Genomic DNA, 20450 nt, shown 5'->3' with positions numbered 1-20450 from the left:
GAGGTCCATCTGGCCTATTCTTATACACAGCCGACGGCGCGACGAATTGGGGCTTTCTCTAAAAATAGACCAGTGCTCGCGATAAAACTTCCTGCGAGGTTGAACAGATGCACATATTGCTGACAGGCGGTACAGGCTTGATAGGGCGCCAGCTTTGTCGTCACTGGCTGGCGCAAGGTCATCGTTTGACGGTGTGGAGCAGACGCCCTGCGCAGGTGAGTGAATGCTGTGGAGCGGATGTCAGGGGTATCGCCAGGCTCGAAGAGCTTGGGCAGGAGCCTGTGGATGCCGTGATCAATTTGGCGGGTGCGCCCATCGCGGATCGGCCGTGGACGCGCAAGCGCAAGATGCTGCTCTGGAGCAGTCGGATCACTTTGACGGAAACCCTGTTGGCGTGGCTCGAAAGCCGCGAGCAAAAGCCGTCGGTGCTGGTGTCAGGCTCGGCGGTGGGCTGGTATGGGGACGGCGGTGAACGTGAGCTGACCGAAGACTGCGCGCCGGTCACTGAAGATTTCGCCAGTCACCTGTGCATCGCCTGGGAAGAGACCGCGCAGCGTGCGCAGGCGCTCGGGATTCGTGTGGTGTTGGTGCGCACAGGGCTGGTGTTGTCCGCCGAGGGCGGTTTTTTGTCACGCCTGTTGCTGCCTTTCAAGCTGGCGCTCGGCGGGCCGATAGGCACTGGTCGGCAATGGATGCCATGGATTCATATCCTGGACCAAATTGCCCTGATTGATTTTCTTGTGCATGAGAATGCGGCAACGGGTCCTTATAATGCCTGCGCCCCGCACCCGGTGCGTAATGCGGAGTTCGCAAAGACCCTTGGCAGTGTGCTGCATCGCCCTGCCGTGATGCCTTTGCCCGCCTTTGTATTGCGCGTATTACTGGGCGAAATGTCGCAGTTGTTATTGGGCGGGCAGCGGGCGACGCCCGCACGTTTGCTGGAAGCCGGCTTCACTTTTCAGTTCACCGATTTGCGTGCGGCACTCGATGATGTGTCCGCCCGCCTCTGAAATAGGATGTTGCATGACCGACCACGCGCTGTTGCTGGTAAACCTGGGTTCACCGGCGTCTACGTCGGTAGCGGATGTTCGCAGCTACTTGAACCAGTTTCTGATGGACCCGTACGTGATCGACTTGCCATGGCCGGTTCGACGCTTGTTGGTGTCGCTGATCCTGATCAAGCGCCCCGAGCAGTCGGCGCACGCCTACGCGTCCATTTGGTGGGATGAAGGGTCGCCGCTGGTAGTGCTCAGCCGCCGTTTGCAACAGGCCATGACCCGTGAGTGGAAGCAGGGGCCGGTGGAGCTGGCCATGCGTTACGGCGAGCCGTCCATCGAAACGGTGCTTACCCGGCTGGCCGGGCAGGGCATCAAGAAGGTGACGCTGGCGCCGTTGTACCCACAGTTTGCCGACAGCACCGTGACCACGGTCATCGAAGAAGCCAAGCGCGTGGTGAAGACTAAAAAGCTGCCGATTCAGTTTTCGATCCTCCAGCCATTCTATGACCAGCCCGAATACCTCGACGCGATGGTGGCCAGTGCCAGTCCGCATCTGGCGCAGGAGTACGATCACCTGCTGCTGAGCTTCCACGGGTTGCCCGAACGCCATCTCCACAAACTGGACCCGACCGGCAATCACTGTTTCAAAAATGAAGCGTGCTGCAAAAACGCATCCCCTGCGGTGATGGCTACCTGCTATCGCGCACAGTGCCTGCGGACCGCGGAGTTGTTTGCGCAGCGAATGGGTTTGCCAGACGGTAAGTGGTCGGTGGCCTTTCAATCCCGTTTGGGGCGAGCGAAGTGGATCGAACCTTATACCGAAGCGCGCCTGGATGCGCTGGCCAAAGAGGGGGTCAAGAAGGTGCTGGTGATGTGCCCGGCCTTTGTCGCCGACTGTATCGAAACACTGGAAGAGATTGGTGATCGCGGTCGCGAGCAGTTCATTGAGGCGGGGGGCGAGTCGTTGGTGCTGGTGCCGTGCCTGAATGACGACCCCGAGTGGGCGGCTGCGTTGAACACGCTTTGTGAAAGGGCGCCGCTGGCGCTATGAAATGAAAAACCCTCTCCCGCAGGGAGAGGGTTGGGTGAGGCGCAGGCCGATTTAGATAATCGGCTCGTCACCTTTCTTCTTTTTCCAACTGTCGTTGCCCGGCAGGATCAGGTTCAGCGCTATCGCCACAATGGCACACAGCGCAATGCCCTTGAGACCGAAGTCTTCGGGGCCCATACCGGTGCCGATCAGCACGCCGCCAATACCGAACACCAACGTGACCGAAACGATCACCAGGTTGCGTGCCTCGCTCAGGTCAACCTGATGACGGATCAGGGTATTCATGCCCACCGCCGCGATTGAACCGAACAGCAGGCACAGAATCCCGCCCATGACCGGCACTGGAATGCTTTGCAGCAGTGCGCCGAACTTGCCGATAAAGGCCAGGCTGATGGCGAAGATCGCCGCCCAGGTCATGATTTTCGGGTTGTAGTTCTTGGTCAGCATCACTGCGCCAGTTACTTCGGCGTAGGTGGTATTGGGCGGACCACCCAGCAGGCCGGCGGCCGTGGTGGCAATCCCGTCACCAAACAGGGTGCGGTGCAGGCCCGGTTTTTTCAGGTAATCACGACCGGTCACGCTGCCCACGGCAATCACGCCGCCAATGTGTTCAATGGCCGGGGCCAACGCCACGGGGACGATAAACAGAATCGCCTGCCAGTTGAACTCGGGCGCCGTGAATTGCGGCAAGGCAAACCATGGGGCTGCGGCAATTTTGGCTGTGTCGACCACGCCAAAATAGAAGGCCAGGGCAAAACCCACCAGCACGCCGGCAATGATCGGTACCAGACGGAAAATCCCTTTCCCGAACACCGCTACGATCAGCGTGGTCAGCAAGGCTGGCATCGAGATCATCATGGCGGTCTGGTAATGAATCAGCTCGGTGCCATCTTCAGCGCGGCCCATTGCCATGTGCGCGGCAATCGGTGCCATTGCCAGGCCGATGGAGATAATCACCGGACCAATGACCACAGGCGGGAGCAGGCGATCAATGAAACCGGTGCCTTTGAGCTTTACCGCGAAACCGAGAAAGGTGTACACGAAACCGGCTGCCATCACGCCGCCCATGGTCGCTGCCAGGCCGAATTGGCCTTTGGCGAGAATGATCGGGGTAATGAAAGCGAAACTCGAAGCCAGAAAGACCGGCACCTGGCGCCGGGTCACGATCTGGAACAGCAGAGTCCCGAGACCCGCCGTGAACAGCGCAACGTTGGGGTCCAGGCCTGTAATCAAAGGCATCAACACCAACGCGCCAAAGGCCACGAAGAGCATCTGTGCGCCAGAGATGATCTGGCGCCAGAGCGGGTCGTTGAACTCGTCCTGCATGTTAGGCGTCCTTTTGCTTGGTGCCGAAGATCTTGTCGCCGGCATCGCCCAAGCCCGGAATGATGTAGCCGTGTTCGTCCAGACGGTTATCGATGGAGGCCGTGTAGATGGTCACGTCCGGGTGAGCCGCTTCAACGGCAGCGATGCCCTCGGGGGCGGCAACCAGCACCATGGCGCGGATTTCTTTACAGCCGGCTTTTTTCAGCAGGTCAATGGTGGCAACCATCGAGGAGCCGGTGGCCAGCATCGGGTCGATAATCATCGCCAGACGCTCGTCGATTTCCGGGACGAGTTTTTCCAGATAAGTGTGGGCCTGCAGGGTTTCTTCGTTACGGGCAACGCCGACGGCGCTGACTTTGGCGCCCGGGATCAGGCTCAGCACGCCTTCAAGCATGCCGATGCCGGCGCGCAGGATAGGCACGACGGTGATTTTCTTACCGGCGATTTTTTCAACGCGGACAGGGCCGCTCCAGCCTTCAATCTCGTAGGTTTCGAGGGTCAGGTCGCTGGTGGCTTCATAGGTCAGCAACGCGCCGACTTCCTGAGCGAGCTCGCGGAAGTTCTTCGTGCTAATGTCGGCACGGCGCATGAGGCCGAGCTTGTGACGGATCAGCGGATGGCGGATCTCACGGATAGGCATAGGGAAAAGCTCCGGGGCAGGCAAAAAAACCGGCCTAGATTAATCTAATCCGGGGTGATGTCCTATAGACATAACAGCACGTTAGTCCATAAATGCTTGATCTGAGCCATGCGGATGCGTACCTTTGCCCGCTTTTCTTGAGCAACCCCCCCTGGAGAGCGTCATGTCTGCTGATCTCGAGCATATCCGTCAAGTCATGCGAGAGGCTGACTGCCTGTACACCGAAGCTGAAGTCGAGGCGGCCATTGCCCGTGTTGGCGCGCAAATCACGGCCGATATGGCCGAGATGAATCCAGTGGTTTTTTGTGTGATGAACGGCGGGCTGATTTTTGCCGGCAAGCTGCTCACGCATTTGAAATTTCCGCTTGAGTCGTCTTACTTGCACGCCACGCGCTACCGTAATCAGACCAGCGGCGGCGATCTGTTCTGGAAGGCCAAGCCGGAAGTGTCGTTCATGGACCGCCATGTCCTGATCATCGACGACATTCTGGACGAAGGTCACACCCTGAGCGCCATCGTGGATTTCTGCAATCACGCGGGTGCACGTCAGGTGCACACTGCGGTGTTGATCGACAAAGAACACGACCGCAAGGCAAGTGCCGGCCTTAAAGCCACTTACGAAGGCCTGCCGTGCATCGACCGCTACGTATTCGGCTACGGCATGGACTACAAAGGCTACTGGCGTAACGCCGCTGGCATTTATGCCGTTAAAGGTTTGTAAACAAGGACGTTGAAACCATGACTACCCCCAGCTTTCTCGATCAGACACTGTTTAACGACCTGGCCGAGAAGGCTGCCGGTAACCCTCGCGGTCGTCAGCACCATAACCTGCATCAGATGCAGGAGCCTTGTCATCGCATGGTGGTGGGCCTGCAACCTGCTACCTACATCCCGCCACACCGTCACCTGAGCAACGACAAAGCCGAGACTTTGTTGGTGCTCCGGGGCAAGCTGGGGGTGCTGATTTTTGATGAGAACGGTCAGTTACTCGACAAGCGTGTCTTGCTGGCAGGTGGCGAAAGCCTTGGTGTTGACCTGCCGCCGGGTGTGTTTCATGGCCTTGTGGTGCTTGAACCCGACAGTGTGATGTTCGAGTGCAAAGCCGGACCTTATCAACCTGTGGGGGATGGCGAGCTGGCGCACTGGGCGCCTCGTGAAGGTGAGCCTGAAGTGGCCCAGTACCAGGCCTGGATGCGTTCGCAATTCGACTGAGTCGGCCAATAATGGCTTTTCAATATTAGGTGTTGCTCCTGTCCATGGCATAAGATTCGCGACCTGACGATTGCAATCGGAATTGCGTGGCATGCTGGCTATTTTCCTTCAGACCCTGACCATCACTGCACCCGTGTTTACCATGCTGTTTTTGGGGGTAGTGCTCAAGCGTGTCGGCTGGATCAATGACAGTTTTATCCATACCGCGTCGGCTTTGGTGTTCAACGTCACCATGCCGGCGTTGTTGTTTCTGGGCATTGTGCACGCGGATCTGAATGCCGCCTTACAGCCCAAAGTCCTGGGCTACTTCACGGTGGCAACCCTGGTGAGCTTCGCGTTGGCCTGGGCATGGTCGATGTGGCGTTGCCCGCGCGAAGACCGTGGCATTTACACCCAGGGCGCCTTTCGCGGCAATAATGCGGTGATCGGGCTGGCGCTGGCCGCCAGTATGTACGGTGACTACGGCATCTCGTTGGGGGCTGTGCTCGCGGCGCTGGTAATCCTGCTTTACAACACGTTGTCGACCATCGTGCTGGCGGTGTACAGCCCGGTAATCAAATCCGATCCGTGGAGCATCTGCCTGAGCGTGTTTCGCAACCCGCTGATTATCAGTGTGCTGGCGGCTGTGCCGTTTGCTGCCTTCAAGATAGGGTTGCCCGGCTGGTTGCAGGCCTCAGGGGGATACCTGGCGGCGATGACGTTGCCGCTGGCGCTGATCTGTATCGGCGGCACGTTATCACTGGCGGCGCTGCGCAAAAGTGGCAATCTGGCTCTCAGTGCCAGCCTGGTGAAAATGATTGGTTTGCCGATCATCACCACGCTGGGTGCATGGTTCTACGGTTTTCGCGGGCCGGAGCTGGGAACGCTGTTTCTGTATTTCGCCAGCCCGACGGCTGCGGCCAGTTTTGTCATGGCGCGCGCCGCCAATGGCAATCATGAACTGGCAGCAGCCATCATCGTGATCACCACGGTGATGGCTGCCGTCACGACCAATATCGGAATTTTTGTCTTGCAGTGGGGCGGCTGGATTTAAGCGTTGTAGCTGTCGATGACTTCCTGTGCCGCCCGAAACGCATCAATGGCTGCCGGAACCCCTGCGTAAACCGCGCAATGCAGCAGGGCTTCGCGGATCTCCTCTACGCTACACCCGTTGTTCAGCGCACCGCGCACGTGACCTTTGAGTTCCTGTGGGCACTTGAGCGCGGTCAGGGTGGCCAGGGTAATCAGGCTGCGGGTCTTGAGGGGTAAACCTTCACGGTTCCAGACCCCGCCCCACGCATGCTCGTTGACGAAGTCTTGAAGCGGCCGGGTGAAGTCAGTGGTGTTGCCCAGCGCGCGGTCCACGAACTCATCGCCCATTACCTGGCGGCGCATTTGCAGTCCGGTCTTTTTATTATTCAAGGCAAAACTCCTCAGTGTTGTCGACGCCACGCGCGCAGGGTACTGAACAGCAGATACACCAGCAGCGCCGGCAGGATAAAAAACAGCATCAGGTGTTCGAGTTTTCCGGCCAGTGGCATGCCGGTGGTGAACGACACCACGTGCAGCCCATACGCCAGATACAACCCCAGAAACAGCAGGCCTTCCGCGCGCGTGACACGGTAGCCGGTGTAGAAAATCGGCAAGCACAAAGCCGCTACCCCAAGCATGACAGGCAAGTCAAAGGCCAGGGCGTTGGGAGACACGGACAGCGGCGAGGGGGACACCAGTGCGGTAATGCCCAGTACGCCCAGCAGGTTGAAGACGTTACTGCCGATCACATTGCCCACGGCAATCTCACGTTGTCCGCGAAAGGCGGCAATCAGCGAGGTGGCCAGCTCCGGTAGCGAGGTGCACACAGCAACGATCGTCAGGCCAATGATGCGCTCTGACAGCCCGAGTTGCGTCGCGACATCAATCGCCGCACCGAGTAATAACCGACCGGCAAGCCCGAGCAAGAGCAGGGCGAAGAACATCATCAGCCCATTGCGCACCCACGAATGCTGGGGTTGGTCGTGGCTGACATGATGATGGCTACTGTGCCGGGACTGGCGCAGCAACAGGCCCAGGTAGCCTGTCAGGCCACACAGCAATATCACCCCGTCCAACCGGTCGAGTCGCGTGTTCAAGGCCAGCGCGAATACCAGCGCGCTGGCAATCACCATCAGCGGTATGTCCAGACGCACCAACGGGCGAGAAACACGCAACGGGATAATCAGCGCCGAAAGGCCCAACGTGACCAGCACGTTGAAGATATTGCTGCCGATGACGCTGCCTACGGCAATGTCCGGGGTGTCATTGAAGGCGGCCTGCAGGCTGACGGTCATTTGTGGAGCGCTGCTGCCGAGGGCTACCACGGTCAGGCCGATCAGCAGCGGACGGACTTTGAGCGTTGCTGCCATGCCGACGGCGCAACGCACCAGCAATTCTGCGCCTGCGACCAGCAGGCCGAGGCCGCAGAGCAATTGCAGCAGGTTCCATGTCGATAACGCGTTCAAGCCCAAATCGCAGCCACTCCCTGATTAATCGCTCAAGCCCTGGATCCGGACGTTGGCGGTGCCGCTGCGCAGCATACCCAACTGGCGGGCGGCCTGGCGCGAAAGATCAATCAATCGCCCACGGGTGTGAGGGCCACGATCATTGATGCGCACGACAACCGATTTGTTATTGCTCAGGTTGGTGACCAGAACGCGGCTGCCGAAAGCCAGTTGGCGATGGGCGGCGCTGAGGGCGTGCTGATCGAAAGGTTCGCCGCTGGCGGTGCGTTTGCCATGGTGGCGGGCGCCGTAATAAGAGGCAACGCCGGTTTTGTCATAGCCCCGCGGGTCTATGTCGTGACTGGCGCAACCGGCAAGCAGGCTTAGCAGGGCGCACGCGCCGAGTAGCTGCTTCATGGAGCATTCCTTCTTAGCGGTATGACTCAGCGGTAGCCGCTGCCGGAGGCTTTGCAGCAATCGGCGCTTGAAAAGCGCAGGTGCTGCGGCAGCGACTACACATTTACGCTTAGCCTTCGAGTTTGCTTTTGAGCAGTTCGTTGACTTGTTGCGGGTTGGCTTTGCCTTTGGAGGCTTTCATTGCCTGGCCGACAAAGAAGCCAAACATCTTGCCGCGCTTGGCTTCGTCTGCCGCGCGATATTGCTCAACCTGCTCGGCATTGGCCGCCAGCACTTCATCCAGCACTTTTTCAATCGCGCCGCTGTCGGTCACTTGCTTGAGGCCGCGTTTTTCGATGACCTCGTCTGCACTGCCTTCGCCGTTGGCCATGGCTTCAAGCACCACTTTGGCGATCTTGCCGGAAATGGTGTTGTCCTTGATGCGCTGCAACATGCCGCCCAGTTGTTCGGCGGTGACCGGCGACTGGTCGATGTCCAGGCCCTGTTTGTTGAGCAGGCTGCCCAGTTCCACCATGACCCAGTTGGCGGCCAGTTTGGCGTCGCCGCTGATGCTCACCACTTTTTCGAAGTAGTCAGCTTGCTCACGGCTGGAAGCCAATACGCTGGCGTCGTAGGCCGACAGGCCGAACTGCGACTGGAAGCGCTCGCGCTTTTGCGGCGGCAGTTCCGGCAGGGTGGCCCGTACGTCTTCGATGAACGAGTCTTCGATGACGACCGGTAGCAGGTCCGGGTCCGGGAAGTAACGGTAGTCGTTGGCTTCCTCTTTGCTGCGCATGGCGCGGGTTTCGTCTTTGTTCGGGTCGTACAGGCGGGTCTGCTGAACCACCTTGCCGCCGTCTTCGATCAGCTCGATCTGGCGCTGTACTTCGCTGTTGATCGCCTTTTCGATGAAGCGGAACGAGTTGACGTTCTTGATCTCGCAGCGGGTGCCGAACTCGGCCTGACCCACCGGGCGGATCGACACGTTGCAGTCGCAGCGCAGCGAACCTTCGGCCATGTTGCCGTCGCAGATACCCAGGTAACGCACCAGGGCGTGCATGGCTTTGACGTAAGCAACAGCTTCTTTGGCGCTGCGCATGTCCGGCTCGGAAACGATTTCCAGCAGCGGGGTGCCGGCGCGGTTCAGGTCGATACCGGTCGAGCCGCTGAAGTCTTCGTGCAGGCTTTTGCCGGCGTCTTCTTCAAGGTGCGCACGGGTAATGCCGACACGTTTGACAGTGCCGTCTTCCAGCGTGATGTCCAGGTGGCCCTTGCCGACGATCGGCAGTTCCATCTGGCTGATCTGGTAGCCCTTGGGCAAGTCCGGGTAGAAGTAGTTTTTACGTGCAAAGACGTTGTGCTGACCGATTTCAGCATCGACTGCCAGGCCAAACATCACGGCCATGCGCACCGCTTCTTCGTTGAGTACTGGCAACACGCCCGGCATGCCCAGATCAACCAGGCTGGCCTGCGTGTTAGGCTCCGAGCCAAATGTGGTGGCGCTACCGGAGAAAATTTTCGATTGGGTGGCGAGCTGGGAGTGAATTTCCAGCCCGATCACAACTTCCCATTGCATAGGTTTCTCCTCAGAAGCCGGCAGGTGAGCGCGTGTGCCAGTCAGTGTTCAACTGGTACTGGTGAGCGACGTTAAGCAGGCGGCCTTCCTGGAAGTAAGGCGCCAGCAACTGCACGCCTACGGGCAAGCCATCCACAAAACCGGCGGGCATCGACAGGCCTGGCAGGCCCGCGAGGTTGGCGGTGATGGTGTAGACGTCTTCCAGATAAGCCGAGACCGGATCACTGTTTTTAGCGCCGATTTTCCAGGCCGGGTTAGGCGTGGTTGGGCCGAGGATGATGTCGACTTCATTAAAGGCCGCCATGAAGTCGTTTTTAATCAGGCGGCGGATTTTTTGCGCTTGCAGGTAGTAGGCATCGTAGTAACCGGCCGACAGCGCGTAAGCACCTACCAGAATCCGGCGCTGCACTTCAGGGCCGAAGCCTTCGGCGCGCGAGCGCTTGTACAGGTCGGTGAGGTCTTTCGGGTCTTCGCAGCGATGGCCAAAGCGCACGCCGTCAAAGCGCGACAGGTTGGAAGAGGCTTCTGCCGGCGCGATCACGTAGTACGCAGGGATCGCGTGCTGCATGTTGGGCAGGCTGATGGGCTTGATCACGGCGCCGAGCTTTTCGAGTTCTTTGATGCTGGTATGCACCAGTTCTGCGATGCGCGGGTCGAGGCCTTCGCTGAAGAACTCTTTTGGCACGCCAATGCGCAAGCCTTGCAGTGAAGCATTCAGGCTGGCGCTGAAGTCCGGCACGGGCTCATCGATGCTGGTGGAATCTTGCGGGTCGAAACCGGCCATGCCTTGCAGCAGGATGGCGCAGTCTTCAGCCGTACGCGCTAACGGGCCACCCTGATCGAGGCTGGAGGCGTAGGCAATCATGCCCCAGCGCGAGACGCGACCGTAGGTCGGTTTCAGGCCGGTGAGGTTGGTCAATGCGGCGGGCTGGCGGATCGAGCCACCGGTGTCGGTGCCGGTAGCGGCAGGCAACAGGCGGGCGGCAACGGCGGCGGCAGAACCGCCCGATGAGCCGCCGGGGACGTGTTCAAGGTTCCACGGGTTTTTGACGGCGCCGTAGTAGCTCGATTCGTTGGCCGAGCCCATCGCGAACTCGTCCATGTTGGTCTTGCCCAGGCTCACCGCGCCGGCAGCGGCCAGCTTGGACACCACGGTGGCGTCGTACGGGGCCTTGAAGTTGTCGAGCATCTTCGAGCCGCAGCTGGTGCGCACGCCGAGGGTGCAGAACAAATCCTTGTGACCGATTGGCGCACCCAGCAGGGCGCCGGTTTCACCGTCGGCGCGACGTGCGTCGGCGGCCTTGGCCTGCTCCAGGGCAAGGTCTTCGGTGAGGGTGATGAAGCTGTTGAGCTGCGGATCCAGTTGGGCGATTCGCGCCAGCAGGGTTTTGGTCAGCTCTTCAGACGAAAACTTTTTGTCGGCGAGTCCGCGGGCGATCTCGGCCAGAGTCATTTGATGCATGCAGGCTCTTCCTTTTACTCGATGACCTTGGGAACCAGATAGAGGCCGTTTTCGACCGCTGGCGCGATGGACTGGTAAGCCTCGCGATGATTGGTTTCAGTCACGACGTCTGCACGCAGGCGCTGGCTGGCTTCCAGTGGGTGGGCCAGCGGCTCGATACCGGTGGTGTCGACAGCCTGCATCTGGTCAATCAGCCCCAAAATGCTGTTAAGGGCTTCGGTGGTGCGTGGCAGATCGGCATCATTCAAACCCAGGCGGGCCAAATGAGCGATTTTTTCCACGTCGGAGCGTTCAAGCGCCATGGGATTCTCCAGTGGAAAACAAGACGGATGCTATCCGTGTGTTAGATTGTCGGAACACTACCGCATTTCTACGGTCATATGGCCGCGATTGTGGGGGCTGGTGCTCGGAAAAGCGGCCAATTTAACATATTGGCGCCTTGCCCAAAATCCCTGTCGTTGTTAGAGTTTGCCGCACTTTTTTACCCACGCGTTGCCTAGGGTCCCTTTCCCATGTTCAAGAAACTGCGTGGCATGTTTTCCAGCGATCTTTCCATTGACCTGGGCACTGCCAACACCCTTATTTACGTGCGCGAGCGCGGTATTGTCCTGAATGAGCCATCGGTTGTGGCTATTCGGACACACGGTAACCAGAAAAGTGTCGTTGCCGTCGGCACCGAGGCCAAGCGCATGCTGGGCCGTACACCGGGCAACATTGCAGCCATTCGTCCGATGAAGGACGGCGTGATCGCTGACTTCAGCGTGTGCGAAAAAATGCTGCAGTACTTTATCAACAAGGTGCACGAGAACAGCTTCCTGCAGCCAAGTCCTCGGGTGCTGATTTGCGTACCGTGCAAATCGACTCAGGTTGAGCGTCGCGCCATTCGTGAGTCGGCACTGGGTGCCGGTGCCCGTGAAGTGTTCCTGATTGAAGAGCCGATGGCTGCTGCAATCGGTGCCGGTTTGCCGGTTGAAGAAGCGCGCGGCTCGATGGTTGTCGACATCGGTGGTGGTACCACTGAAATCGCGCTGATCTCCCTGAACGGTGTGGTTTACGCCGAATCCGTACGGGTTGGCGGCGACCGCTTCGACGAAGCGATCATCACGTATGTGCGCCGTAACTACGGCAGCCTGATCGGTGAGTCGACCGCCGAGCGCATCAAGCAGGAAATCGGTACTGCCTATCCGGGCGGTGAAGTCCGTGAAGTAGACGTGCGCGGCCGTAACCTGGCGGAAGGCGTTCCCCGTGCATTCACACTGAACTCCAATGAAGTGCTTGAAGCGCTGCAAGAGTCGCTGGCTACCATCGTTCAAGCCGTTAAAAGCGCGCTGGAACAGTCCCCGCCAGAGCTGGCGTCGGACATTGCCGAGCGTGGCCTGGTGCTGACCGGCGGTGGCGCATTGTTGCGTGACCTCGACAAGTTGCTGGCCCAGGAAACCGGTTTGCCGGTCATTGTTGCCGAAGACCCGCTGACCTGCGTTGCGCGTGGTGGTGGCCGTGCGCTGGAAATGATGGATAAGCACACCATGGACCTGCTCTCCAGCGAATAATATCGGTGGTTGCAGTTCGAGGGTTATCACCAAAAGGTAGCACTTTGCCGTGCTGCCTTTTGGCGTTTATCTTTTGTCAATCTTCATCCAGGCCGCTTGAAGCCGTATGAATACATTGAATCCTTGCCCCGGAGGAGCGGCTTATTAAACCGCTCTTTTCCAAAGGCCCCTCTTTGGGCGTGCGCCTGTTGGTGCTGGTCGTGCTATCGGTCGCGCTGATGGTGGTCGATGCCCGTTTCACGTTGCTCAAGCCGGTGCGCAGTCAAATGTCGCTGGTGCTGATGCAGACCTACTGGATCACCGATCTGCCGCAACGTCTGTTCCAAGGCGTCGCCAGTCAGTTCGGCAGTCGGACGGAACTGGTCGCCGAGAACGAGAAGCTCAAGACTGAAAACCTTCTGCTGCAAGGGCGCATGCAAAAGCTGGCCGCTCTGACAGAGCAAAACGTTCGCCTGCGTGAGTTGCTGAACTCTTCTGCGCTGGTCAACGAGAAGGTCGAAGTGGCCGAGCTGATCGGCATGGACCCCAACCCGTTCACCCATCGCATCATCATCAACAAGGGTGAGCGCGACGGTGTGGTGCTCGGTCAACCGGTGCTCGATGCACGCGGACTGATGGGGCAAGTGGTCGAGTTGATGCCGTACACCTCGCGTGTGTTGCTGCTTACCGACACCACCCACAGCATTCCGGTGCAGGTCAACCGCAACGGTCTGCGTGCGATTGCCAGTGGCACGGGCAACCCCGAGCGCCTGGAGTTGCGCCACGTGGCGGACACGGCGGATATCAAAGAAGGCGACCTGCTGGTCAGTTCCGGTCTGGGGCAACGTTTCCCGGCCGGTTATCCGGTCGCAACGGTCAAGGAAGTGATCCATGACTCGGGCCAACCCTTCGCCATTGTGCGTGCCGTGCCAACAGCCGCGTTGAACCGTAGCCGTTACTTACTATTGGTCTTCAGCGACAGCCGCACCCCTGAAGAGCGCGCCAACGACGCCGCTCAAGCCCAGGAAGCAGAAAACAACGGCGAGCCGCAGCCGATTATTCCGGCCACTGTGCCCAAGCCGGTGCCTGCACCCGTGCCAGCGGCGACACCGGCACCCGCTGTCACCACGCCAGCAACGCCTGCGCCCACCGCCGGTGCGGCCAAAAAACCTGCGCCAGTTGCAACACCCGCCGCAGCCACGTCGCCAGCCGCTGCGCCGGCTACCACCCGGGAGAGGCAATAATGGCGGGTATTCGTTCACGTAATGGCTGGATCATCTGGCTGACGTTTGCCATTGGCGTGTTGCTCAGCGTTTCGCCAATGCCACAGTTTATGGAAGTGTTCCGTCCTCTATGGCTGGCGTTGTTGCTGGCTTTCTGGGCGCTGTACATGCCACACAAAGTAGGCATGGTCACCGCGTGGTGCCTGGGCCTGATCGAAGACGTGGTTTACGGCACACTGCTTGGGCAGAACGCCTTGATCCTGACCCTGATTACCTTCCTCGTATTGTCCCTGCAACAGCGCCTGCGCATGTTCCCCATGTGGCAGCAAAGCCTGGTGTTGCTGGTGATCTTTGGTCTGGCCCAGTTGGCTCAATTGTGGCTCAGTGCCTTGACTGGCAACCGCCAGCCAACCCTGGCGCTGGTATTGCCTGCACTGGTCAGCGCGTTGTTGTGGCCTTGGGTCAGCTACGGGCTGCGTGGACTGGTACGGCGCTTCAAAATCAATTGATGGAAGCGTGAGCCCTTTCCAGGTTTGCGCGTACTGACAGGGAGATGTCTTGATGACTTCGCTTTATCTGGCCTCAGGCTCACCCCGCCGACGCGAGTTATTGGCTCAAATCGGCGTGCCCTTCAGCACGGTCAGTGCTGCCATCGACGAAACGCCTTTCGCCCATGAGGCCGCCACGGCGTATGTCGAACGGCTGGCGCGCGAAAAAGCGCGGGCGGGTCATGAGCGCGTGGCCGAGTCGTCTCCCGGCGATGCTTTTTGCGTACTGGGCGCCGATACTGCCGTGGTGCTGGACGGACAGATTCTTGGCAAACCCGTCGACGAAGCCGATGCCTTGGCTATGCTCATGGCGTTATCGGGACGCGAGCATGAAGTCTTGACTGCCATTGCCCTTATGGATGCAACCCGCTGCGAAACCCGTGTGGTGACCAGTGCGGTGCGTTTCAGAAACATCAGTACACAAGAAGCCGCGCGTTACTGGGCCAGCGGCGAACCGCTGGATAAAGCCGGTGGCTACGCGATTCAAGGGCTGGGCGCGGTATTTGTGTCCGGGCTTGAAGGCAGCTATTCCGCTGTCGTGGGCTTGCCTGTGTGCGAAACCGCAGAACTGCTGGGGCATTTCGGCATACCCTGTTGGCAAAACCTTTCCGTGCGCTAACTAACGCACCCATGAAACGTGGCACGAATGTGATGACGCCTGAACGAGACCCAGCCATGAGTGAAGAGATCCTGATCAACATCACGCCGATGGAATCGCGCGTGGCGGTGGTAGAGAACGGTGTGTTGCAAGAGGTGCATGTTGAGCGCACCCAGCGTCGAGGCATTGTCGGCAACATCTATAAAGGCAAGGTCGTTCGTGTTTTGCCGGGCATGCAAGCTGCGTTCGTGGACATCGGCCTGGACCGTGCCGCGTTTATCCATGCCGCCGAAATTTCCCTGCGCGAAGGTCAGGCGGTCGAAAGCATCAGTTCGCTGGTTCATGAAGGCCAAAGCCTGGTGGTACAGGTCACCAAGGACCCGATCGGTTCCAAGGGCGCACGGTTGACAACCCAATTGTCGATTCCTTCGCGTTATCTGGTGTACATGCCGCGTACGGCACATGTCGGCATTTCGCTGAAGATCGAAGACGAAGCCGAGCGTGACCGCCTCAAGCAAGTGGTCAGCGATTGCGTGGCGCAGGAAGGCATCAAGGAAGCTGGCGGTTTCATCCTGCGTACGGCGGCCGAAGGCGCCGGTGCGGATGAAATCCTGATGGACATTCGCTACCTGCGTCGCCTGTGGGACCAGATCGGTGCCCAGATCAAAACCGTGGGTGCTCCGACGGTTATTTATGAAGACCTCGGCCTGGCGCTACGTACGTTGCGCGACCTGGTCAGCCCGAAAATTGAAAAAATCCGCATCGACTCCCGGGAAACCTTCCAGAAAACCACGCAGTTCGTGGCGGAGCTGATGCCCGAAATTGCAGATCGTCTGGAGCATTACCCCGGCGAACGGCCGATATTTGACTTGTACGGCGTCGAAAGCGAAATCCAGAAAGCCCTCGACCGCAAGGTGCCGCTCAAGTCTGGCGGCTACCTGGTGGTGGACCCGGCTGAAGCCATGACCACCATTGACGTCAACACTGGCGCGTTCGTGGGCCATCGCAACCTCGAAGAAACCATCTTCAAGACCAACCTCGAAGCGGCAACGGCCATTGCGCGTCAACTGCGACTGCGCAACCTGGGCGGCATCATCATCATCGACTTCATCGACATGGAAGACGAAGAGCACCAGCGTCAGGTGCTGCGCACGCTCGAAAAACAGCTCGAACGTGATCACGCCAAAACCAACATCATCGGTATTACCGAGTTGGGGTTGGTGCAAATGACCCGCAAGCGTACCCGCGAAAGCCTTGAACAGGTGCTCTGTGAACCCTGCGTGTGCTGCCAGGGCCGGGGCAAGTTGAAAACGCCGGAAACCATCTGCTACGAAATATTCCGTGAAATCCTGCGCGAAGCCCGTGCGTATCAGGCCGAGGGCTATCGGGTACTGGCCAGCCAACGGGTGGTCGACCGCTTGCTCGATGAAGAGTCGGGTAATGTGGCTGAGCTGGAAGGTTTTATCGGGCGTACGATCCGCTTTCAAGTGGAAACCATGTACTCCCAGGAACAATACGACGTGGTGCTGCTCTGAAGCTGCACGGGATGTCCGGATTTAAAAAGGGGGCTGCATTCGGCCCCTTCGATCACTACTGAAGGGGCCACCTGACATGGAGCGTCTGACACGCTTTTTTGCCGCGCTGACCCGCTGGGGATTAAGTCTTTGTGCGTTATTGCTGGTGCTGACGGCGCTTTACGTCAGCCTCGGGCGAGAACTCACGCCCCTGATTGCCGAATACCGTGCCGAGGTGCAAACCAAGGCCCGCGAAGCACTGGGCATGCCGTTAACCATCGGTAGCCTCGAAGGGCGCTGGAGCGGCATGGCGCCGGTGTTGCTGGCACATGACGTGATGGTGGGCGAAGGCCGCAGCGCTTTGCGTCTGGATGAAGTGCAAGTGGTGCCTGATGTTTGGGGCAGCGTGCTGGCCCGCGAAGTGCGGATCGCCCATGTGCAGCTCGACGGATTGCAGCTGAGTGCGCGTCAGGACAAGGACGGGCACTGGACACTCGAAGGCTTGCCGGTTCAAGACGACAAACCGTTGGACCCCGAGCAGTTGCTCAATCAATTGCAGAGGGTTGAGCGTCTGTCGGTACTCGACAGCCAGCTCACCCTTGAACCCTATAAAGAAGCGCCAATGACGCTGACCTATGTCGGGCTGACCCTCGACGTGGGCGCATCCGATCAGCGGCTGGATGCTCGCTTGACCTTGCCGGATGGCCAGCCGGTTGCGCTGAGTGTCAAAAGTCAGATTCGCGCCAGTCAATGGCGTGACGGCGCGGCGCAAGCCTATGTCAGCTTGCCGCAAAGTGACTGGGCCAAATGGCTGCCGTCGAGCATGACCCAAGGCTGGACCATCAAGAAATTCAAGGCGGGTGGCGAATTTTGGTTCAATTGGGGTAAAGGCACGGTGCAAAGCGCCACGGCCCGGCTCAACGCCCCGGCATTCAGTGGCGCTTATGCAGACCGCAAACCGGCCGCGATCGATAACCTGGCCCTGCATGCCTGGCTGGAACGCGGCGAACAGGGCTACAACGTGGTGCTGGACTCGCTGGCGATGAGCCTGGGCGACACACGTTGGGAAACCCGCGCGCAATTGCAGCAGTTCAAGGCGACCGACAAGGAGCAAGAGCGTTGGCACTTGCAGGCCGACCATGTAAACCTGACCCCGATCACGCCACTGCTGGACGCTTTGGCGCCGTGGCCGGACGGTGTGGCGAAAGTTGTTGATCAGCTCAAAGCCACCGGCACCTTGCGCAATGTGTTGGCTGACTTCCGTCCTCAGGCGAGCGACGATCAAAAACTCAGCTTCGCGGCCAACCTGCAGCAAGTCGGGTTCAACGCGACCCATGGCGCGCCCGCTGCGCGCAATGTCAGCGGCTTGATCAGCGGTGATCTGGGCAAGGGCGAGCTGCGCCTGGACAGCAAGGATTTCATGCTGCACCTGGACCCGATTTTCGCCAAACCCTGGCAGTATCAGCAGACCAATGCCTTGCTGACCTGGACCTTGACCAAAGACACCTTCACCCTGATCGCGCCTTACATCAAGGTATTGGGTGAAGAGGGCAAGATCGCGGCCGATTTCCTGATTCGCATTCATATGGACCATTCGCAAGAAGACTACATGGACCTGCGCGTAGGTCTGACTGACGGCGATGGCCGCTTCACCCCCAAATACTTGCCTGAGGTCTTGAGTCCGGCGCTAAGCGAATGGCTCAGCACGGCGATCATCAAAGGCGATGTGGAAGAGGGTTTTTTCCAGTATCAGGGCTCGCTGAGCCACGATGCCGTGGCGGCTGCACGCTCGATCAGCCTGTTTTTCAAGGTGCACGGCGCCGAACTGGCGTTCCAGCCGGGCTGGCCGCATGTGCGTAATGTCTCGGGTGATGTGTTTATCGAAGACAGCGGTGTGCGCATCATGGCCAGCAAAGGCCAATTGCTCGACACCCAAGTGCGTGACGTCTCGGTCAATATCCCCCACGTAGCCAGCGGCAAAGTCAGTCATTTGTTGTTGCAGGGTGACTTTGCCGGCGGTTTGGGCGATGGCCTGAAAATCCTTCAAGAGGCGCCCATCGGGACCGCTGATACCTTTGCCGGCTGGCAGGGCGAAGGCCCGCTCACCGGGCGGGTCGATCTGGATATTCCGCTGGAACACAGCGTTGAACCGAAAATCGTGGTGGATTTCAAAACCGATAAGGCGCGGTTGAAAATCAGCGAGCCCGAACTGGAGCTGACGCAACTCAAGGGTGATTTCCGCTTCGACAGCGCCAAGGGCTTGAGCGGCAAAGGGATCACTGCCCGTGCATTCGACCGCCCGGTTAACGCGCAAATCTTTGCCGACGGGAAGCCGGGCCGAATCAGTACCCGCGTTGTGGCCAATGGCCAAATTGCAGTGAAAACCCTGACAAACTGGCTGAAATTTAATCAGCCCATACCGGTTTCCGGCAACTTGCCTTATCAATTGCAGTTGACACTCGATGGCGCGGACAGCCAGTTGCGTGTCAATTCCAGCCTTAAGGGCGCGCTGATCGACCTGCCTGCACCGTTCGGTCTGGCAACCAACGAAAGCCGTGACAGCGTTTTCCGCATGACCTTGCAGGGGGCTGAAAAGCGTTACTGGTTTGACTACGGGAACCTGGCGAGCCTGACCTTCGCCGCGCCGGACGGCAAGCTTGAGGCAGGCCGCGGCGAGTTGTACCTGGGCCCCGGCGCAGCGTCGTTGCCGACCTCCAGGGGCTTGCGTATTCGCGGCGTGCTGTCCGAACTGGACGTAGCCCCGTGGCAGGCGCTGGTTGAACGCTATGCCGGAAAAGACGCCGGAGGCAGTGCGCAGCAATTGCTCAGCAGTGCCGATTTCAAAATCGGCAAACTGACCGCGATGGGCACCCAGCTCGATCAGGTCCATTTGCTGATGAATCGCTACCCGGCGTCATGGGGCCTGAAAATTGACAGCAAACAAGCTGTTGGATCAGTCACCCTGCCGGACGCGAAAAGCGCGCCAATGACCATCACCATGCAGATCGTTCGCCTGCCGGCTGCCGACCCCAAGGCAGTGACCGATGAAAATGCACCTGACCCGCTGGCGTCGGTAGACCCGCGCAAAATTCCGGCAATGGACATCATCATCCGTCAGCTTTACCAGGGACCGGATCTGATTGGCGCCTGGTCGCTTAATGTACGACCCACGAGCCGCGGTATTTTGCTCAATAACCTCAACTTGGGGCTCAAAGGGCTGTTGCTTGAAGGTTCCGGAGGTTGGGAAGGTTTTGCCGGTGCCAGCAACAGTTGGTACAAGGGCCGGCTGGGTGGGCGTAATTTGGCAGACGTGTTGAAAAACTGGGGTTTTGCGCCCAGTGTCACGAGCAACAATTTCCATCTGGATGTGGACGGCAACTGGCCGGGATCGCCTGCGTGGATCGGTCTCAAGCGCTTCACGGGCACACTGGACGCGACCCTGAATAAAGGCCAGTTTGTCGAAGTTGATGGCAGCGCGCAGGTGTTGCGAATTTTTGGTCTGTTGAACTTCAACTCCATTGGGCGGCGCTTGCGTCTCGATTTTTCCGACCTGTTCGGCAAAGGGTTGAGTTACGACCGCGTCAAAGGTCTGCTGCAAGCCAATCGCGGGGTGTACCGCGCGAACAAGCCCATCACCATGACTGGCCCTTCAAGCAACCTTGAACTGAGCGGCACCCTGAACATGGTCACAGACCAAGTGGATGCGAATTTGCTCTTGACCTTGCCCGTGACCAACAACTTGCCAATTGCGGCCTTGCTCGTGGGTGCTCCGGCCGTGGGTGGAGCCTTGTTCCTGATCAACAAATTGATCGGCGATCAGGTGTCGCGTTTTGCGAGTGTGCAATACAGCATCAAAGGCCCATGGCAGGATCCGAAGATCACGTTCGACAAGCCATTCGAGAAAAAGTAAAAGCGGGCTAC

The 20450-nt window shown here is 59.0% G+C and carries 19 protein-coding genes; 11 read left to right on the top strand and 8 right to left on the bottom strand.

Annotation, left to right across the window (positions count from 1 at the left end):
* Window positions 1-107: 107 nt before the first annotated feature.
* Both CJF39_RS06975 and hemH read left to right on the top strand, forming a co-directional pair.
* Window positions 108-1010: a TIGR01777 family oxidoreductase gene (locus CJF39_RS06975; RefSeq protein WP_094992734.1), complete on the top strand. Its 903-nt coding sequence runs from the start codon at window positions 108-110 to the stop codon at window positions 1008-1010.
* A gap of 13 nt (window positions 1011-1023) precedes the next feature.
* Entirely contained in the window at window positions 1024-2049 is a 1026-nt protein-coding gene (gene hemH, locus CJF39_RS06970; RefSeq protein ID WP_094992733.1) for a ferrochelatase, read from the top strand.
* A gap of 51 nt (window positions 2050-2100) precedes the next feature.
* Here hemH and CJF39_RS06965 read toward each other — a convergent pair whose 3' ends face one another.
* Window positions 2101-3375, bottom strand: a complete 1275-nt coding sequence (locus tag CJF39_RS06965) for a uracil-xanthine permease family protein (RefSeq protein ID WP_094992732.1) — start codon at window positions 3373-3375, stop codon at window positions 2101-2103.
* Window position 3376: 1 nt separating this feature from the next.
* A complete protein-coding gene (gene upp, locus CJF39_RS06960) occupies window positions 3377-4015 on the bottom strand; it encodes a uracil phosphoribosyltransferase (protein ID WP_094992731.1) in 639 nt (212 codons plus the stop codon).
* 163 nt (window positions 4016-4178) lie between these two features.
* Between upp and CJF39_RS06955 the strand changes: the two genes are divergently transcribed.
* The 3 genes from CJF39_RS06955 to CJF39_RS06945 all read left to right on the top strand — a co-directional run bounded on the left by CJF39_RS06955 (window position 4179) and on the right by CJF39_RS06945 (window position 6260).
* Window positions 4179-4736 (top strand): hypoxanthine-guanine phosphoribosyltransferase, encoded by a 558-nt coding sequence (locus CJF39_RS06955; RefSeq protein ID WP_047273340.1) that lies wholly within the window; start codon window positions 4179-4181, stop codon window positions 4734-4736.
* Between the two features lie 17 nt (window positions 4737-4753).
* Entirely contained in the window at window positions 4754-5227 is a 474-nt protein-coding gene (locus CJF39_RS06950) for a WbuC family cupin fold metalloprotein (protein ID WP_094992730.1), read from the top strand.
* A gap of 91 nt (window positions 5228-5318) precedes the next feature.
* The gene (locus tag CJF39_RS06945; protein WP_094992729.1) at window positions 5319-6260 is read left to right on the top strand and encodes an AEC family transporter; all 942 of its coding nucleotides are present in this window, start codon (window positions 5319-5321) and stop codon (window positions 6258-6260) included.
* Here the strand turns inward: CJF39_RS06945 and CJF39_RS06940 are convergent.
* The 6 genes from CJF39_RS06940 to gatC form a co-directional block, all read right to left on the bottom strand.
* Window positions 6257-6601, bottom strand: coding sequence for a carboxymuconolactone decarboxylase family protein (locus CJF39_RS06940; protein ID WP_094992752.1), 345 nt, complete (start codon window positions 6599-6601; stop codon window positions 6257-6259). The genes CJF39_RS06945 and CJF39_RS06940 overlap by 4 nt on opposite strands.
* Window positions 6602-6639: 38 nt before the next feature.
* Window positions 6640-7680: a calcium/sodium antiporter gene (locus tag CJF39_RS06935; RefSeq protein WP_094992751.1), complete on the bottom strand. Its 1041-nt coding sequence runs from the start codon at window positions 7678-7680 to the stop codon at window positions 6640-6642.
* A gap of 48 nt (window positions 7681-7728) precedes the next feature.
* On the bottom strand, window positions 7729-8100 hold the full coding sequence (locus CJF39_RS06930) for a septal ring lytic transglycosylase RlpA family protein (protein WP_047273344.1): 372 nt from the start codon (window positions 8098-8100) through the stop codon (window positions 7729-7731).
* Window positions 8101-8209: 109 nt separating this feature from the next.
* On the bottom strand, window positions 8210-9655 hold the full coding sequence (gatB, locus tag CJF39_RS06925) for an Asp-tRNA(Asn)/Glu-tRNA(Gln) amidotransferase subunit GatB (protein ID WP_047273345.1): 1446 nt from the start codon (window positions 9653-9655) through the stop codon (window positions 8210-8212).
* A gap of 10 nt (window positions 9656-9665) precedes the next feature.
* On the bottom strand, window positions 9666-11117 hold the full coding sequence (gatA, locus tag CJF39_RS06920; RefSeq protein ID WP_094992728.1) for an Asp-tRNA(Asn)/Glu-tRNA(Gln) amidotransferase subunit GatA: 1452 nt from the start codon (window positions 11115-11117) through the stop codon (window positions 9666-9668).
* A 14-nt stretch (window positions 11118-11131) separates the two neighbouring features.
* Complete coding sequence (gene gatC / locus CJF39_RS06915) at window positions 11132-11419, bottom strand: Asp-tRNA(Asn)/Glu-tRNA(Gln) amidotransferase subunit GatC (protein WP_047273347.1); 288 nt, start codon at window positions 11417-11419, stop codon at window positions 11132-11134.
* Between the two features lie 210 nt (window positions 11420-11629).
* Here gatC and mreB point away from each other — a divergent pair, with 210 nt between their 5' ends.
* From mreB to CJF39_RS06885, 6 genes are all read left to right on the top strand, one after another.
* On the top strand, window positions 11630-12667 hold the full coding sequence (gene mreB, locus CJF39_RS06910; RefSeq protein ID WP_002555108.1) for a rod shape-determining protein MreB: 1038 nt from the start codon (window positions 11630-11632) through the stop codon (window positions 12665-12667).
* Between the two features lie 143 nt (window positions 12668-12810).
* Window positions 12811-13890 carry a rod shape-determining protein MreC gene (mreC, locus tag CJF39_RS06905; RefSeq protein ID WP_094992727.1) on the top strand — a complete coding sequence of 360 codons (1080 nt, stop codon included), beginning with the start codon at window positions 12811-12813 and terminating at the stop codon, window positions 13888-13890.
* Complete coding sequence (gene mreD, locus CJF39_RS06900) at window positions 13890-14378, top strand: rod shape-determining protein MreD (protein ID WP_094992726.1); 489 nt, start codon at window positions 13890-13892, stop codon at window positions 14376-14378. Before mreC ends, mreD begins: the two co-directional genes overlap by 1 nt.
* A 52-nt stretch (window positions 14379-14430) precedes the next feature.
* The gene (locus tag CJF39_RS06895; protein WP_094992725.1) at window positions 14431-15036 is read left to right on the top strand and encodes a Maf family protein; all 606 of its coding nucleotides are present in this window, start codon (window positions 14431-14433) and stop codon (window positions 15034-15036) included.
* A 56-nt stretch (window positions 15037-15092) separates the two neighbouring features.
* Window positions 15093-16550 (top strand): ribonuclease G, encoded by a 1458-nt coding sequence (gene rng / locus CJF39_RS06890; protein ID WP_094992724.1) that lies wholly within the window; start codon window positions 15093-15095, stop codon window positions 16548-16550.
* Window positions 16551-16626: 76 nt separating this feature from the next.
* Window positions 16627-20439, top strand: a complete 3813-nt coding sequence (locus tag CJF39_RS06885) for a YhdP family protein (protein WP_094992723.1) — start codon at window positions 16627-16629, stop codon at window positions 20437-20439.
* Window positions 20440-20450 lie beyond the last annotated feature (11 nt).

Origin of the sequence: Pseudomonas lundensis, from assembly GCF_002269125.1 — a bacterium.
Taxonomy (GTDB): Bacteria; Pseudomonadota; Gammaproteobacteria; order Pseudomonadales; family Pseudomonadaceae; genus Aquipseudomonas; species Aquipseudomonas lundensis_A.
The sequence above is the reverse complement of the archived record's forward strand: the minus strand, read 5'-3'. Positions and strand labels throughout refer to the sequence as shown.

Bases quoted from the DNA above. Each gene is read 5' to 3' on its own strand.
- CJF39_RS06975 (WP_094992734.1), top strand. From the start codon at position 108: ATGCACATATTGCTGACAGGCGGTACAGGCTTGATAGGGCGCCAGCTT.
- hemH (WP_094992733.1), top strand. From the start codon at position 1,024: ATGACCGACCACGCGCTGTTGCTGGTAAACCTGGGTTCACCGGCGTCT.
- CJF39_RS06965 (WP_094992732.1), bottom strand. From the start codon at position 3,375: ATGCAGGACGAGTTCAACGACCCGCTCTGGCGCCAGATCATCTCTGGC.
- upp (WP_094992731.1), bottom strand. From the start codon at position 4,015: ATGCCTATCCGTGAGATCCGCCATCCGCTGATCCGTCACAAGCTCGGC.
- CJF39_RS06955 (WP_047273340.1), top strand. From the start codon at position 4,179: ATGTCTGCTGATCTCGAGCATATCCGTCAAGTCATGCGAGAGGCTGAC.
- CJF39_RS06950 (WP_094992730.1), top strand. From the start codon at position 4,754: ATGACTACCCCCAGCTTTCTCGATCAGACACTGTTTAACGACCTGGCC.
- CJF39_RS06945 (WP_094992729.1), top strand. From the start codon at position 5,319: ATGCTGGCTATTTTCCTTCAGACCCTGACCATCACTGCACCCGTGTTT.
- CJF39_RS06940 (WP_094992752.1), bottom strand. From the start codon at position 6,601: ATGCGCCGCCAGGTAATGGGCGATGAGTTCGTGGACCGCGCGCTGGGC.
- CJF39_RS06930 (WP_047273344.1), bottom strand. From the start codon at position 8,100: ATGAAGCAGCTACTCGGCGCGTGCGCCCTGCTAAGCCTGCTTGCCGGT.
- gatB (WP_047273345.1), bottom strand. From the start codon at position 9,655: ATGCAATGGGAAGTTGTGATCGGGCTGGAAATTCACTCCCAGCTCGCC.
- gatA (WP_094992728.1), bottom strand. From the start codon at position 11,117: ATGCATCAAATGACTCTGGCCGAGATCGCCCGCGGACTCGCCGACAAA.
- gatC (WP_047273347.1), bottom strand. From the start codon at position 11,419: ATGGCGCTTGAACGCTCCGACGTGGAAAAAATCGCTCATTTGGCCCGC.
- mreB (WP_002555108.1), top strand. From the start codon at position 11,630: ATGTTCAAGAAACTGCGTGGCATGTTTTCCAGCGATCTTTCCATTGAC.
- mreD (WP_094992726.1), top strand. From the start codon at position 13,890: ATGGCGGGTATTCGTTCACGTAATGGCTGGATCATCTGGCTGACGTTT.
- CJF39_RS06895 (WP_094992725.1), top strand. From the start codon at position 14,431: ATGACTTCGCTTTATCTGGCCTCAGGCTCACCCCGCCGACGCGAGTTA.
- rng (WP_094992724.1), top strand. From the start codon at position 15,093: ATGAGTGAAGAGATCCTGATCAACATCACGCCGATGGAATCGCGCGTG.
- CJF39_RS06885 (WP_094992723.1), top strand. From the start codon at position 16,627: ATGGAGCGTCTGACACGCTTTTTTGCCGCGCTGACCCGCTGGGGATTA.